The sequence below is a fragment of the Actinospineispora spinosispora DSM 44797 genome, assembly GCF_000429025.1.
Lineage (GTDB): Bacteria > Actinomycetota > Actinomycetes > Mycobacteriales > Pseudonocardiaceae > Pseudonocardia > Pseudonocardia spinosispora.
Genome location: NZ_AUBB01000070.1, coordinates 1 through 13,755, shown reverse-complemented (window position 1 = coordinate 13,755; position 13,755 = coordinate 1). Strand labels below are relative to the sequence as shown.

Sequence of the window (13,755 nt, the reverse complement as noted above, 5' to 3'; positions counted from 1 at the left end):
CTCGGTCCGGGCGTCGTCGGAGGGCACGGTCTTTGCCGGGGTCCGGTCGGGCGCCTGGCGTCGGCCGGTCGCGGCCTCTCGTGGCGCTTCGGGCACCGGGGCGCGGGCGGCCGGTGCTCGAACGGCCGGCTTGGGGAGCGCCGGAGCCAGCGCCGCCGAGGGAACCCGCGTGGCCGGAGCCCGCGTGGCGGGAGCGGGTCTGGCGGGAGTGGACGTGGCGGGAGCGGGTGTGGCGGGAGCGGGTGTGGCGGGAGCGGGTGTGGCGGGAGCGGGTGCAGTGGGAACGGGTGCGGCGGGAGCGGGTGCGGCGGGAGCGGGTGCGGCGGGAGCGGGTGCGGCGGGAACGGGTGCGGCGGGAACGGGCGCAGCGGGAACAGGAGCAGCGGGAACAGGAGCGGCGGGAGCGGGTGCGGCCGGAGCTTGGGCAGCGGGGAGCGGCGCGGCCGGAGCTCGGCCGTCTGGGGAGTGCGAGCCGGCGGCCATCGCCGTGGACGGGACGAGCAGCTTCGGGGTGACCGTGGTGGCGCTCAACCTCGGCGTCACGACCGAGGCCTCGCTCGCCGCGCGCAGGTGTGCCGCGACGCCCACCCCGACCGTGATCACCGCGAGTGCTCCGGTGAGCAGCCCGATCGAGGCGTTGGTCGACCATCTCCGGGCCGACACGGTGGGGATCGGCTCCGAGCTGGGCCTCGGTGTGAGGCGATACTCCAGGTAGCTCATCTGCCTGGCGACCCAGTCGTCGATCTCGGTGGTCGCCCAGCGGCCGGAACTGACGTCGACGTCACCGCGTGCGCCCCCGCCTCGGCTGAGCCGGTGCCCCAGCTCGACCGTCGCGTGTGCCAGCCGGCTCAGGATCGCCGCGACCGTGGTCGATTCCTCGTGCGCGACCTGGTCGATCGGGAGCCGGGCCAGGTAGGTGAGGACGAGCGCGCGGCGCTGGACGTCCGGCAGGCTCAGCAGGGCGTCGAGCACGGCGATGTCGGAACTCGGCGGGATGTGGGCCGCCGTCGGGTTCGTGACCATCCGGAGCGTGGCCTGGCGACGGAGCCTGGTCGCGGCCCGCTGCCGGACCCAGCTCGTCGGGTCCGCCAGCTCACCGACCTCGTTCCAGCGCCGCGCGGCGTCCCGCAGCGCCTGGATCGCGGCCTGGTGCGCCTGCTCGCGGTCGCCGAGGACAGCGTGCAGCTGGGTGGCGAGCGGCGGGTAGGTGGCGCGGAAGAAGCCTTCGTAGCCGCGTTGGCTGGCCAGCACCCGCTGGTCGTCGCTCAGCGCGCGCGACCGTCGATCCGACGGGGCGGCACAGGTGTCGTAGAGCAATGCCGCGCCCCTTCGGGTAGCTCACCGACAAATGCGGGCGCCCATTTAGTCGCGCATTAACATTTGTCACGGTGGTCTCTGTCGAGGCGCCGAGGTTACTGCATTCGGCGCACTAGGGCGATGGCGGGCGGTATGCACTATTGCGTGCGAAATCATCTGTCCGAGAAATGTTAACAATGGGGTAATAAATGCTGCTGGGGTAGGTGGGAGCGGTTGGTGGCCCGTCTCGTCGGATTGCCGGGTCCGGGAGGCGGTGGGAGGCTGATGCACGCCATAGCACTGACAGATCATCGTGGATCGAAGGAGCGCAGGTGACGCAGTCGAACACCGAGCCGAAGACCATCGACGACCTCCTCGCGGACGCACCCTCCAACTGGGGCCGCTGGGGCGACGACGACGAGGTGGGTTCGCTCAACTACCTGACGCCCGCTGAGGTGCTCCGCGGTGTCGCCCACATCAAGACCGGTGCCGTGTTCACCCTGCAGCGGCTCATCGGCGACCCCAAGGGCGACCCCGTCTGGCCTGGTCGTAGCCCCGCGACCCGCACCATGCTGATGGACGAGGCGACCTGGGACAGCGACGACGCTCCCGCGTTCCCCGGCGGTCTGCACTACGCGGACGACAAGATCGAGGCGTTCCTGCAGGGCTCCACGCAGTACGACGCGCTGGGGCACGTCTGGTACGGCGGCAAGATTTGGAACGGCTACGACGCGCGCACGACCGTCGGCGGCATGGACAAGGCCAGCGTCGAGCCGATCGCGCAGCGCGGGGTCGTCGGCCGTGGCGTGCTGCTCGACCTGGCCCGCTACCGGGGCAAGGACAACCTGGACAAGGGCGAGACGTTCGACCACAACGACCTCGAGGCGTGCGCCAAGGCTCAGGGGCACACGATCGAGCCGCACGATGTCCTCATCATTCGTACCAATTTCCTCAAGCTGTTCTTCGAGCAGGGCGAGAAGTTCTACGAGAACTTCAACGAGCCCGGACTGACCTACAGCCCGGAACTGGTCCAGTGGTTCCACGACAAGGAAATACCGAACCTGGTCACGGACACCATCGCGAACGAAACGACCTATGAACCGAACAGCGGATTCGCGCTGCCGCTGCACTGTGCCCTGATGCGCAACCTCGGCGTCACCCTCACCGAGATCTGCGACCTGGAGAAGCTCGCCGCGAGCTGTGCCGAGGACGGCCAGTACACGTTCCTGTACGCCGCCGCCCCGCTGAAGGTGCACCGCGCCACCGGTTCCCCGGTCAACCCGTTGGCGATCAAGTGAGCGCTTACACCGGGCGGCCCTGGCTGGCCCGCTACCCGGACGGGCTGCCCGCCGACATCCACACCGAGTACCCGACGATGCTGGAGATGTTCACCGCCTCGGTCGCGCGGGCACCGGAGACCGAGGCGATCCGGTACTTCGACGGTGTGCTCACCGTCGCCGACATCGACGTCGCGTCCGACGCGCTCGCGGTGAGCCTGATCGACAGCGGCTTCGCGCCGGGCGACCGGCTCGGTATCTACGTGCAGAACAACCCGGCGTTCGTCGTCGGGCTGGTCGCGGCCTGGAAGGCGGGCGGCGCGGCCGTCGCGATCAACCCGATGAACAAGGCCCGCGAGCTGACCTACCTGCTGTCCGACTCCGGTGCCACGGCGCTGCTGTGTCTCGACGACCTGTACGACACGGTCGCGCGTGACGTGGTCGCCTCCGGTGAGGGCGTCGTGGTCTCGACCGTGATCACCTGCTCGCCGAGGGACTGGCAGACCCGCAACGACTCACGGGTGCTCGGTGACGTGGTGAAGGCGCGGCACGAGGGCACGGCGGACCTGATGGAGCTCATCGAGCACAACCGGGGCCGCACGCCGGAGGCGCCCGCTCCGAAGACCGACGACGTCGCGGTCCTGACCTACACCTCGGGCACCACGGGTGTGCCCAAGGGCGCGATGAACACGCACGCCAACATGTCGTTCAACTCCCAGACCTACCGCGACTGGATGGGGCTGACGACCGAGGACAGCGTTCTCGGCGTGGCGCCGCTGTTCCACATCACCGGGCTCATCGGGCACGTCGGCCTCGCGTTGCTGCTGCCCTGCCCGCTGGTGCTGGCACACCGGTTCCACCCGGACGCCGTGCTGGACGCGATCAAGGAACACCGCCCGACCTTCACGATCGGTGCGATCACCGTGTTCATCAGCCTCGCCGGCATCGACGGCGTGAGCAAGGAGGACTTCTCCTCGTTCCGGATGATCTATTCCGGCGGCGCGGCGATCGCGCCGGCGGTCACCGACCGGTTCGAGGCGCAGACCGGGCTGTACATCCACAACTTCTACGGCCTCACCGAGACCAACTCGCCGTCGCACGGTGTCCCGCTCGGGGCGAAGGCGCCGGTCGACCCGAACTCCGGCGCGCTGTCGGTCGGCGTGCCGGTGTTCAACACCGTCGTGCGGATCCTCGGCGAGGACGGCGAGGAGATGCCGGTCGGTGAGATCGGGGAGATCGCCACGTCCGGCCCGCAGGTGGTGCCCGGCTACTGGAACAAGCCGGAGGCGACCGAGGCCTCGCTGCCCGGCGGGGAGCTGCGCACCGGGGATGTCGGGTTCATGGACGCCGACGGCTGGTTCTACCTGGTCGACCGGAAGAAGGACATGATCAACGCGGCCGGCTACAAGGTGTGGCCGCGTGAGGTCGAGGACGTCCTGTACGGGCACCCGGCGGTGCGCGAGGCGGCGGTCATCGGCATCCCCGACGAGCGGCGTGGCGAGACGGTCAAGGCGTTCGTGTCGCTGCGTCCCGGCGAGTCGGTGACGGCCGAGGAGCTGATCGCCTACTGCAAGTCGAACATGGCCGACTACAAGTACCCGCGCTTCGTGGAGTTCATCGACGAGCTGCCGAAGACCCCCACCGGCAAGATCCTCCGCCGCGAACTACGCGACTGACCCCGTGAGTGATTTGGGCTGCCAGGGCAGCCCAAATCACTCACGGGTTGCGTGGAGCGAAAGCGGCGTGCAGGACCGTGATCAGGCGGTCGACGACCTTCTGGGCACCGCCCGGGTCGTTCTCGGACAGACCGAGCACGCCGTCCAGGCCGGGATGGCTGGGTGCGATCGCCAGGTGCGGCAGCATGAGCATCATCATCGCCAGGAACATGTCGACGTCGGCGTCCCCGGCGAGCTGTCCGCCCTCCCGCGCGTCCAGCAGCAATGGCCGGAACACCGCGATGTAGTGCTGGTTGACCGTCGCCCGCACCGACGCGCCGGTCTCCGCGTCCGGCTCCAGGGTCACCGCCGAGGCGAACGCGAGCTCGGCGGGATGGCTGGCGAAGTAGGCCATCCAGAAGTCGCAGATGTCACGCAGTGAACCGAAGAAGTCCTCGGACCAGCACAGCTGGGCGATCCGTGCCTCGACCGAGACCCGGACCCGCCTGCTGATCACATCACTCAGGTACGCACACAGATCGGCTTTGCTCTCGAAGTACTGGAACAGACTGCCCTTGCTGACGTTCGCGTTGCGCGCGATGACGTTGAGGCTGCCCGAGGAGAAACCGTGCTCGCCGAACTCGGCCTCGGCGGCGACCAATACGGCGTCGCGCCGGGCCGGAGGAAGCCGGAACCAGGTGGCGGTAGGCAGGGTGACCAGCTCAAACCGGTCGGGTGTTGTGCGTCACGGTGCCAAACCCTAATATATCGAGCGGTGACATGACCAGTGGTCATATCGTGGCGTTCCGCCACCGATCGCTGGCCCAGCTTCCCTATCGGAGCCCCGCTCCGACGGTCGGTCCCGGCCGAATCTCGAGGAGGAGATTTATGAAGACTCGCGGTGCTGTCCTTCGCAAGGCCCCCGGAACGTTCGAGGTCATGAACCTGGACGTCGACGACCCGCGCCAGGGCGAGATCCGGGTCAAGATGGTGGCCTCCGGGCTGTGCCACTCCGACGACCACCTCGCCACCGGTGACATGCCGGTCGGTACCTACCCGTTCGCGGGCGGTCACGAGGGCGGCGGCATCGTCGAGTCGGTCGGCCCGAACACGCCCGGCTTCGCGCCCGGCGACAAGGTCCTGTTCTCGTTCCTGCCGGCCTGCGGTCGCTGCCGCTGGTGCGCGACCGGCCACCAGAACCTGTGCGACCTCGGCGCCACCCTGCTCATGGGCTCCCGGTTCGACGACCCGGAGAGCTTCCGGGTGCACCTCGAGGACGGCACGCCGGTCGGCCAGATGTGCGGCATCTCCACGTTCCTCGAGCACACCACGGTCAGCGTCGCCTCCGCGGTGAAGGTCGCCGACGACACCCCGCTCGAGGTCGCCTGCCTGCTCGGCTGCAGCGTCGGCACCGGCTGGGGCTCCGCGGTCAACTCCGGCGAGGTCCGCCCCGGCGACACGGTGATCATCCAGGGTGTCGGCGGCATCGGCATCAACGCCGTCCAGGGCGCATCGCACGCAGGTGCGTCCAACATCATCGCGGTCGACCCGGTGCCGTTCAAGCGTGAGATGGCCGAGTCGCTGGGCGCCACGCACGCGGTGGACAACATGGCGGACGCCGCCGAGATCGCCAAGAGCTTCACCAACGGCCAGGGCGCCGACGTCGCGGTCGTGACCGTCGGCGTCATGAAGGGCGAGATCATCGCCGAGGCGTTCAGCTCGATCCGCAAGGCGGGCACCGTCGTGGTGACCGGGCTCGGCGACCTGACCGAGGTCGGCATCCCGGTCCCGATCGGCGAGCTCACCCTGTTCGAGAAGAAGATCAAGGGCGCGATGTTCGGTGGGTCGAACCCGACCGCCGACATCCCGAAACTGCTCGGCCTGTACAACGCAGGCCAGCTGAAGCTCGACGAGCTGGCGACCACCACCTACAGCCTGGACGACATCGCCAAGGGCTACGAGGACATGCACGCCGGCAAGAACATCCGAGGCGTGATCCACTTCTAGGCTGGCCTTCGCGCGTCCAAGTTCCCGGTCGGGACCCCCCATCGGCTTCGCCTCGGGGGGCCCGCGACCGGGAACTTACGGCGGCTACGCCGTTCGCTTCGCTCCGGTTTCGCTGCCGTCGCTGACGCGCGTCTGTCTGGTTGCGTTCTGTCTCGCCTGTTGCGTTTTTTGCAGTGCTTCGCACTGAACCCCCTGCGGGGAGACTCGCGGAGCGAGGCTGAGCTCGCTTGGAGGCGAGCAGGGCGTCTCGGAGCAGGCCCGGGGTGCGCTGCCTCGGGGTTCTCGTGAGTGCTGAGTATTGCTATAGCCAGACTCAGCACTCACGAAGGGCGCGGAGGCGTTTCGGGTGTGCTGGGTCCAGCTTCACGAAGACCAGGAAGTAGGAGTGGTTCTTCCTGGCGTGTTCCTGTCTCAGCAGGCGAGCCACGACGGGCCTGTTCGGTCGGACCACGACGAACAGGTCCTTGCAGTAGAAGCCGGCCTCGGTGTAGGCGTTGATCAGCTCTACGTGGGTGAGCCGCTGCCGGTTGGCGCTGACCTCGTCCTGGCACTTGACGATGAACACGCCGTGGTTGCGCAGAACCCGTTTCGCCTCGACCCCCGCGCGCAGGTACAGGTCCACCACCGCGTCGTGGTAGCGCGGACCGTCGACGCTCTGGGTCGCGGTGCCGTCGGAATAACGTCCCCGGAACGCCGCATGGGTTCCGCCGCCGGCGAGGTGGCTGGTGTCGCGGCGGAACAGCCCCTCCATGTACGGCGGGTCCAGCACCACGCAGTCGATCTCACCGTCGCCGTAGGGCAGCGCGCGGCAGTCCACCCCGGTCTGCAGGTCGGTGGCCAGCAGCCGGTACGCGTCGTCCGGGACCTTGCGCCAGAAGGCACCCTTGCCCCAGGTCACGTCCGCGACGGTGCTGCCGAGCGGTACGTGCAGGCCCAGAACCTGCGTGAACACCTCGGCGTTCGCCGCGACGTGCGCGCTCAGCACGACGTCGGTGGTGGCGATTCCGTCCGGGCGTTTGCGCTTGGCCGGCTGCACATCCGTCACAGCTCGACCCCCGCCGGATTTGTGAATGCGGAACTGAGGAAGTGCGCAGAACCGCGCCCCCATCTGACCGCTCAACAAGATAACCTGCCGTGGTGACTCCGGGTATCCGGGTGCTGACCATCGCCAATCTCAAGGGCGGCAGCGCCAAGACCACCACCGCTGCCTTCCTCGCCCACGCACTGCACGAGCGCGGCCGCAAGGTCGTGCTGGTCGATGCCGATCCGCAGGGTTCGGCGCTGCGCTGGCACGGCCTGGCCGACTGGCCGGTCCCGGCACTGGGTCTCGCGTCCACCGCGCTGCACCGGCAGCTGTGGGGTGTGATCGACCCGGAGCGCTGGGACACCGTCGTGATCGACACCCCGCCCCTGGAGGAACGGGACGGCATCGTCGCGGCCACGCTTCGGGTCGCCACGGACGTCCTGGTGCCCATCGCGCCGACGATGATGGAGCTGGACCGGGTCGGGCCGGTGTTCAAGGCGCTCGAAGACGCCGGCGGTCGCCGCGACGAGGACCCGAACGTCGCCGTGTTACTCACCCGCACCGTGGCCCACGCGACCAGCACCGAGACCGTGCGGGAGATCCTGGAGGGCCAGGGCCGGCGGGTGCTGTTCTCCACGGTGCCGAGGTTGGAGCGGTATGCACAGGCGTTCGGCGCCGGCATCCCGGAGAAGGACGTGCCGTACGGGTCCGCCGCCGAAGAGCTGCTCGGGAACTGGAACCGATGAGCGCCACCAGCAAGCGATCCGAGCTGGCGGCACGCGCCGCCACGGTCGCCGCGGGCCCACCAGCCGACCAGGAACCGGCGCAGGAGACGACCCGAGCACCCAGGACCCGCCCGGTCCGCGTCACCGTCGAGCTCTCCCCGATGGAACACAAGGCCCTGCGCCAGTGGTGCGCCCACACAGCAGCCGACCTGGACCTCCCGGTGGTGGCAGGAGCAGAGGTCTTCAGAGCCCTCCTCTCCCTGATGCGCGAGGACGAGGGGATGGCCGACCAGGTCAGAGCAGAGCTGGAACGAACCGGTGGCAGCCGCAGAAGGCACTAGCCGAGCCACGGCGAACCCGGCCACGGCGAACTTGGCTCCGCGAGTCTCCGAAGGAGTTCCGGCGAAGGCCGGCGTAGTGAATGTCCGCAAGCAGGCTCTCAGGCTGGACGGCGGCTCTCAAGGGAACAACAAGCGCGCGCCCAACCGAGGAACGAGGTTTGTTTTTCTGGGAGCACCCCAGCGAGCGTTTACGCGAGCCGGGGTGGTCACAGAAAAACTCCGCGCGGAACAGGCCCAACAATGAGGTGGGTGCTGCACTTCGACATGGATGCGTTCTTCGCGTCCGTCGAGCAGCTGACCCGGCCGACGCTCACCGGGCGCGCGGTGCTGGTCGGCGGGCTCGGGCCGCGTGGCGTCGTCGCGGGGGCGAGTTACGAGGCCCGGGTGTTCGGGGCCCGGTCGGCGATGCCCATGTCGCGGGCGCGGCGGCTGGTTCCCTCGGCCGTGGTCATGCCGCCGAGGGGCAAGCTGTACCAGGTACTGAGTGAGCGGGTGTTCGCCATCGTCCGGGAGCAGGGCGGTGTGGTCGAGCAGGTCTCGCTGGACGAGGCGTTCCTCGAACCGGTCGAGCTCGCGGGCGCGCCCCCGGACGAGGTGCATCGCGCCGCCGAGGTACTTCGCACCCGGATCCGGGAGGCCACCGGCCTGACCAGCTCCGTCGGCGCGGGTTCCGGCAAACAGCTGGCGAAGATCGCCTCGACCATGGCGAAACCGAACGGCGTGCGGGTCGTGCCGCACGGCACCGAGCGGGAGCTGCTCGGCCCGCTGCCGGTGCGCAAGCTGTGGGGCGTCGGCCCGGTCGCCGAGGCGACGCTGCACCGCGCCGGCGTCGAGACGATCGGCGCGCTGGCCGCGTTGCGCCCGGTCGAGGTGACCATGCTGCTCGGCAACGCGATGGGCACTGAACTGCACGGTCTCGCCCAAGGGATCGACCGGCGGCCGGTCGCGGAACGCGGTGAGGCCAAGCAGGTCAGCGCCGAGACCACGTTCGACACCGACCTGTCCGACCTCACCTCGGTGCGCCGCGCGGTCGCCGACATGACCGAACACGCGCACCGCAGGCTGCTCACCTCGGGCCGCGCGGCTCGGACGGTGACGGTCAAGATCCGGGGCGCGGACTTCGCCACCCGCAGCCGCTCGGAGACCACCCCGACCGCGAGCACCAACCTCGCCGCGCTGACCGCGACCGCTCAACGTCTCACCGAAGGGGCGCTGCCCGACTCCGGGGTTCGGCTGATCGGTGTCTCACTCGCCGGGCTGACCGACTTCATCCAGCCGGAGCTGTTCGAACCCGATCCGGACGAAGCCGCCGTCGTGTCCTCGGAGCCTGCGCTGCCGGTGGTGGAGGAGGCGCCGGTGGTGGTCGAGCGGGGGTGGCGGGCCGGGGACGACGTGCAGCATCCGAGCTTCGGGCACGGGTGGGTTCAGGGGAGTGGCCATGGACGGGTGACCGTGCGCTTCGAGACCCGGCTCACCGGGCCAGGGCAGGCCCGGACCCTGGCAGCGGACGATCCTGAGCTGGCGCGGGCTGATCCGTTGGGGAGTCTGGGGTGAACCGGACTCGGGTGGTGGTTGGGTCTACTACCCCGTGAGTGGCAAGTGGTCCTATAGCAACCCTGGGCACTCACGACGAAAAGCGTGTCGTGAGTGCCCAGGGTTGCTACGCCTTCGGCGCCGCTTCGCGGTAGAACCACTTGCCACTCACGGGTTACAGGGCCAGGGACTTCGAGGTCCAGGCGACCAGGTCTGCCATGACGACGTCTCTGTTGGTCTCGTTGAAGATCTCGTGGCGGGCGTCGGGGTAGACCTGCAGCGTGATGTCGGTCAGGCCGGCCTCCTTGTAGCGCTCCACCAGCGGATCCAGCAGCGCGAGGCCGCCGTTGACCGGGTCGGCCGAGCCCACCGCGATGTACAGCGGCAGGTCGTTGCGGATGTGCGCGACGACCGAGGGCTGGGCCAGCCGGACGGCCTCGCTGAACATCGACTTGCCGGACGGCTCGTCGATGCCGAAGCCGCAGTTCGGGTCGTCGACGTACAGGTCGACCTGCTCGGGGTCCCGGCTGAGCCAGTCGAAGTCGGTGCGGGCCGGCGCGAAGGGTGCGTTGAACGCGGACAGGTCCACCGGGCCGTCCAGCTCCGCCATCGCGGGGGCGAGCAGGTCGATCGCGGCGGTCCCGGACAGCGCGGCCGCGTCGACCCGCGCGCTGTTGTCGACCAGGTATTGCTGCACCGCGAACGAGCCCATGCTGTGGCCGAGCAGCAGCAGCGGCAGGTCGGGGTGCTCCCGGCGAATCGTGTCGGTGAGCCGCCCGATGTCGGCGACCAGCTCGACCCAGCCGTTCGGACCGAGGTCGCCCTGCCGGTCCGGGGAGAACGCGGTGGCGCCGTGCCCCCGGTGGTCCTGCCCGTAGACGACCAGCCCCCTGGCGGTCAGCACCTTGGCCAGTTCGGCGTACCGCAGCACGTGCTCGCCCATGCCGTGGGTGAGCTGCACGATGCCGACCGGCTCCTCGGCGGGGTCCCAGCGATAGGCGGTGACCGTCACGCCGTCGGCGGAGTCGTAGCTGAAGGTGGTGTGGGTGCTCATGTAAACGGCAGCTCCTCGGTCCCAGGGGTGCGAGTCTGCACAGGACGCTACCCGGCGGGTGACGCGGAGCGCAGATGTCTCCAATGAGCGATACCCTGGCTCACCCGGCTGCGCCTAGACTGCGCGCCATGACTGGTACTTCCTCCACCGAACACGGCGAACCGGCCGGCCAGGACGGGCCGGATCAGCCGGTACCCGGCCAGCCGGTGAAGGACAAGGCGAACGCCTTCCCCTGGCAGCTCGCGGTCTCCGTGGTCACCTGGATCATCTTCGGCGGCCTGCTGGTCGCGTCCGCGCTCGGCGTCGGGACCACGACCAGCGGCGCCGACCAGGCGAGCATCGACACGGTGCAGGGCGCGCTGGGCGCGGACTCGGTGTCCTCCTCCGGCAGCGGCGGCCAGCACCCGACCGCGTACCTGATGATCGGTCTGGTCATGCTCCTGATGGCGCTGATGCTGCTGATCGGACAGGGCTGGTCGCGGTTCGTCCTCGGCGTCCTCGCGCTGGTCGCGGTGATCCTGTACGCGACCGGTGGACGTTGGGAAGCGGTCGTCGCGTTCGTGCTGATGATCGTCGGACTGGTGTTCCTGCTGAACCGGAACACGTTGCGGTACCTCAACCAACAGCGCTGACCAGCACTGCTGGCCGCGTCGATAGCTGAGCGCTAGACTGTTGAGTCACCGAGTGTCTCGGTGGTACCCGACCGGCAGCGACGGAGGTGTCGCGGATGGGTCAGCGCGCTCGCTCCGACGCGGCGGCTCGCGCTTCGACGCTGCGCGCCCAGGATGACGGCACCCCCTGGCTGGTCACCGGCCACCGGCTCTCCGACGAGCTGCTGGAACGGGCCACCGAGGTACTCGCCCGCCGCGATGCGTTGCTCGGCACGCGGGACGAACGGGCGAGCATCGTCGACCACCAGTCGGCCACGACCGCGCTGACCCGGGCCTGGCGGGAGCTGACCGACTCGATCACGGTCGAGCACGCGGAGCCGGTCAGGGTCATGGCGCTGATCGAGCTGCTGCGCGACGTCAAGGACACCGACGACCGCATCCGCGACGAACTGCTGTCCAGGCAGACCTCGGCTACCCAGGTGGTGCGCGAGGCGCTGGCCTCGCTGCGCGACGTCGACAGTCTCGACCAGCTGATCGAACGCGCACCGACCGTGGTCGCCGGCATCGGTTTCGACCGCGCGGTGCTCTCCCGCATCGACGAGTCGGTCTGGATCCCGGAGAGCGCGTTCGTGGACGGCGACCCGGCGTGGGCGAGCGAGATCCTGGACGCGGGCCGCCAGGACCTGCGCACGCTGGACAACAAGCTGCTGGAGACCCAGATCGTCCGCAGGTACCGGCCGCTCATGGTCAGCGACCCGGTCGGGCGCCCGGACCTGCACCGCGCGCTCATCGACGCCTCGATGACCCGCTCCTACGCCGCCGCCCCGGTGGTCGGCTGGGGCAGGGTCATCGGCTTCATGCACGTGGACAGCTACCTGCAGCGCCGCAACCTGGACGCGATGGACCGCGACCTGCTGTGGATGTTCTGCGAGGGCCTCGGCACGCTCATCACCAGAGCCAGTGCGCTGGACACCCTGAACGGCATGCGCGCGGAACTGTCCAGGCTCTCCTCCGGCGTGAACGCGAGCTCGGGCTGGTCGGCGGCGAGCTCGCCCCAGCGTGCGCAGCGGACGTCACCGGTCTGCCCGCCCGGCTGGTTCGCCGACGGCGCAGGGGACTGGCTGGAGCCGCTCTCGGAGGTGGAGAGCGTGCTGACCCGCCGTGAGGTGGACGTGTTGCGGCTGATGTCCGGCGGCCACACGAACGCCCAGATCGCGCGTCGCCTGGTGATCTCGGAAGGCACCGTGAAATCGCACGTCAAGCACATTCTGCGCAAACTGGATTCGGCCAACCGCGCCGAAGCGGTCTCGCGTTGGCTGCGGGACGAACATGCACGTCAGGGTCGCGGGGCTGAGTACGCCCGTTCGCGGATCGCTGCAAGGTAACCCGTATCTCATCGGCGTTTCGGCCGTTATGTCACCGAAGTCGGTCTGGCCTCTGACCGGCAGTGTTAGTCGCTAGACGGTCCAGATCGAGCTCGCGCCGGAGTTGAGATGAATGCCGCCAATCGGGTGACACCGCAGATACCTCCCGATCGGGGGGTGGAGATGCCACCTACTGAAGATGTGCCCCCCACTGCAAAGACGGAAAGATGTTTTCTCATGGTGTATCCGTAGGCCTGCAGTCCGCTCGTAGGTTCTACGGCTGGTGTCGACGCTGTTCGGTCGATGCGTAGGGCTGTCCGTTCACGCGGACAGGGGAGCGGTGTTGAAGTCGCTGTTCTCTGTTGTCGTGCCGGGCCGGGGTCTCCGGAGCCGGACGGTGCGGTGCACCACTTGAGAAACGAAGGAGTGAGATGACCAAGCCAGTGCAGGGCACAGGCACGCTCAACTCACCCGGGCAGCCGACCGCAGTCTCCAAGCCGAAGTTCGGCAAGGGGCTGCGATCCGCCCAGGGTGCGGCAACTCGGCCTCTGCAGCAGGCCGGCGAGATGTTCCAGCTGTTCATCGAAGTAGTGCACAGCGCCGTTACAAAGCCCGTCGGTTACTGGGGCGACGTCCGCGAGCAGATGTTCGAGGTCCTCAAGCTCTGCTGGCTGCCGATGATCATCTCGTGCACCGCGTTCGGTTTCGGAGCGCCAGGGTTGCAGGGTGGAAATATTTTCCTCCTGTTCGGTATCCCGGAACGGCTGGGTTCGTTCTTCCTGATGGCGAGCGTGCGTGAGTTCGCCCCGTGGATCAACGCGATGGTCGTGGCCGGCGTGATGGGCACCGCGATCACCGCGGACCTCGG

The 13,755-nt window shown here is 68.9% G+C and carries 13 protein-coding genes; 9 read left to right on the top strand and 4 right to left on the bottom strand.

What is annotated here, in order from left to right; all coding sequences use genetic code 11:
• Positions 1 to 1,317: RNA polymerase sigma factor (locus tag G406_RS58495; RefSeq protein WP_425414616.1), on the bottom strand; the 1,317-nt coding region annotated here is incomplete at its 3' end.
• A gap of 311 nt (positions 1,318 to 1,628) precedes the next feature.
• Between G406_RS58495 and G406_RS0123250 the strand changes: the two genes are divergently transcribed.
• On the top strand, positions 1,629 to 2,594 hold the full coding sequence (locus tag G406_RS0123250; protein WP_028935624.1) for a cyclase family protein: 966 nt from the start codon (positions 1,629 to 1,631) through the stop codon (positions 2,592 to 2,594).
• The gene (locus G406_RS0123245; protein WP_028935623.1) at positions 2,591 to 4,249 is read left to right on the top strand and encodes a class I adenylate-forming enzyme family protein; all 1,659 of its coding nucleotides are present in this window, start codon (positions 2,591 to 2,593) and stop codon (positions 4,247 to 4,249) included. Before G406_RS0123250 ends, G406_RS0123245 begins: the two co-directional genes overlap by 4 nt.
• 40 nt (positions 4,250 to 4,289) lie before the next feature.
• On the opposite strand, the gene G406_RS0123240 is transcribed toward G406_RS0123245, so the two are convergent.
• Positions 4,290 to 4,889, bottom strand: coding sequence for a TetR/AcrR family transcriptional regulator (locus tag G406_RS0123240; RefSeq protein WP_211241240.1), 600 nt, complete (start codon positions 4,887 to 4,889; stop codon positions 4,290 to 4,292).
• Between the two features lie 227 nt (positions 4,890 to 5,116).
• On the opposite strand from G406_RS0123240, the gene G406_RS0123235 reads away from it, so the two are divergent.
• Positions 5,117 to 6,235: an NDMA-dependent alcohol dehydrogenase gene (locus G406_RS0123235; RefSeq protein ID WP_028935621.1), complete on the top strand. Its 1,119-nt coding sequence runs from the start codon at positions 5,117 to 5,119 to the stop codon at positions 6,233 to 6,235.
• A gap of 313 nt (positions 6,236 to 6,548) precedes the next feature.
• On the opposite strand, the gene G406_RS54460 is transcribed toward G406_RS0123235, so the two are convergent.
• Positions 6,549 to 7,280 carry a DNA methyltransferase gene (locus G406_RS54460; protein ID WP_169736768.1) on the bottom strand — a complete coding sequence of 244 codons (732 nt, stop codon included), beginning with the start codon at positions 7,278 to 7,280 and terminating at the stop codon, positions 6,549 to 6,551.
• Positions 7,281 to 7,372: 92 nt separating this feature from the next.
• Here G406_RS54460 and G406_RS0123225 point away from each other — a divergent pair, with 92 nt between their 5' ends.
• The 3 genes from G406_RS0123225 to G406_RS0123215 all read left to right on the top strand — a co-directional run bounded on the left by G406_RS0123225 (position 7,373) and on the right by G406_RS0123215 (position 9,879).
• Positions 7,373 to 8,005: a ParA family protein gene (locus tag G406_RS0123225; protein WP_169736767.1), complete on the top strand. Its 633-nt coding sequence runs from the start codon at positions 7,373 to 7,375 to the stop codon at positions 8,003 to 8,005.
• Positions 8,002 to 8,325, top strand: a complete 324-nt coding sequence (locus tag G406_RS49225) for a hypothetical protein (protein ID WP_037078177.1) — start codon at positions 8,002 to 8,004, stop codon at positions 8,323 to 8,325. Before G406_RS0123225 ends, G406_RS49225 begins: the two co-directional genes overlap by 4 nt.
• A gap of 240 nt (positions 8,326 to 8,565) precedes the next feature.
• On the top strand, positions 8,566 to 9,879 hold the full coding sequence (locus G406_RS0123215; RefSeq protein ID WP_037078175.1) for a DNA polymerase IV: 1,314 nt from the start codon (positions 8,566 to 8,568) through the stop codon (positions 9,877 to 9,879).
• A gap of 154 nt (positions 9,880 to 10,033) precedes the next feature.
• On the opposite strand, the gene G406_RS0123210 is transcribed toward G406_RS0123215, so the two are convergent.
• Complete coding sequence (locus G406_RS0123210) at positions 10,034 to 10,912, bottom strand: alpha/beta fold hydrolase (protein WP_028935618.1); 879 nt, start codon at positions 10,910 to 10,912, stop codon at positions 10,034 to 10,036.
• A 128-nt stretch (positions 10,913 to 11,040) separates the two neighbouring features.
• On the opposite strand from G406_RS0123210, the gene G406_RS0123205 reads away from it, so the two are divergent.
• From G406_RS0123205 to G406_RS0123195, 3 genes are all read left to right on the top strand, one after another.
• Positions 11,041 to 11,544 (top strand): hypothetical protein, encoded by a 504-nt coding sequence (locus tag G406_RS0123205; protein WP_156935107.1) that lies wholly within the window; start codon positions 11,041 to 11,043, stop codon positions 11,542 to 11,544.
• 95 nt (positions 11,545 to 11,639) lie between these two features.
• On the top strand, positions 11,640 to 12,908 hold the full coding sequence (locus G406_RS59025; RefSeq protein ID WP_051342551.1) for a LuxR C-terminal-related transcriptional regulator: 1,269 nt from the start codon (positions 11,640 to 11,642) through the stop codon (positions 12,906 to 12,908).
• A 410-nt stretch (positions 12,909 to 13,318) separates the two neighbouring features.
• Positions 13,319 to 13,755 (top strand): ABC transporter permease (locus G406_RS0123195; protein WP_245607200.1); only part of this gene is annotated, 437 nt, incomplete at its 3' end.

What these genes read in the sequence shown, in the direction of transcription:
- G406_RS59025 (WP_051342551.1), top strand. Translation starts at nt 11,640, where the DNA reads ATGGGTCAGCGCGCTCGCTCCGACGCGGCGGCTCGCGCTTCGACGCTG.
- G406_RS49225 (WP_037078177.1), top strand. Translation starts at nt 8,002, where the DNA reads ATGAGCGCCACCAGCAAGCGATCCGAGCTGGCGGCACGCGCCGCCACG.
- G406_RS0123205 (WP_156935107.1), top strand. Translation starts at nt 11,041, where the DNA reads ATGACTGGTACTTCCTCCACCGAACACGGCGAACCGGCCGGCCAGGAC.
- G406_RS0123235 (WP_028935621.1), top strand. Translation starts at nt 5,117, where the DNA reads ATGAAGACTCGCGGTGCTGTCCTTCGCAAGGCCCCCGGAACGTTCGAG.
- G406_RS0123210 (WP_028935618.1), bottom strand. Translation starts at nt 10,912, where the DNA reads ATGAGCACCCACACCACCTTCAGCTACGACTCCGCCGACGGCGTGACG.
- G406_RS0123215 (WP_037078175.1), top strand. Translation starts at nt 8,566, where the DNA reads ATGAGGTGGGTGCTGCACTTCGACATGGATGCGTTCTTCGCGTCCGTC.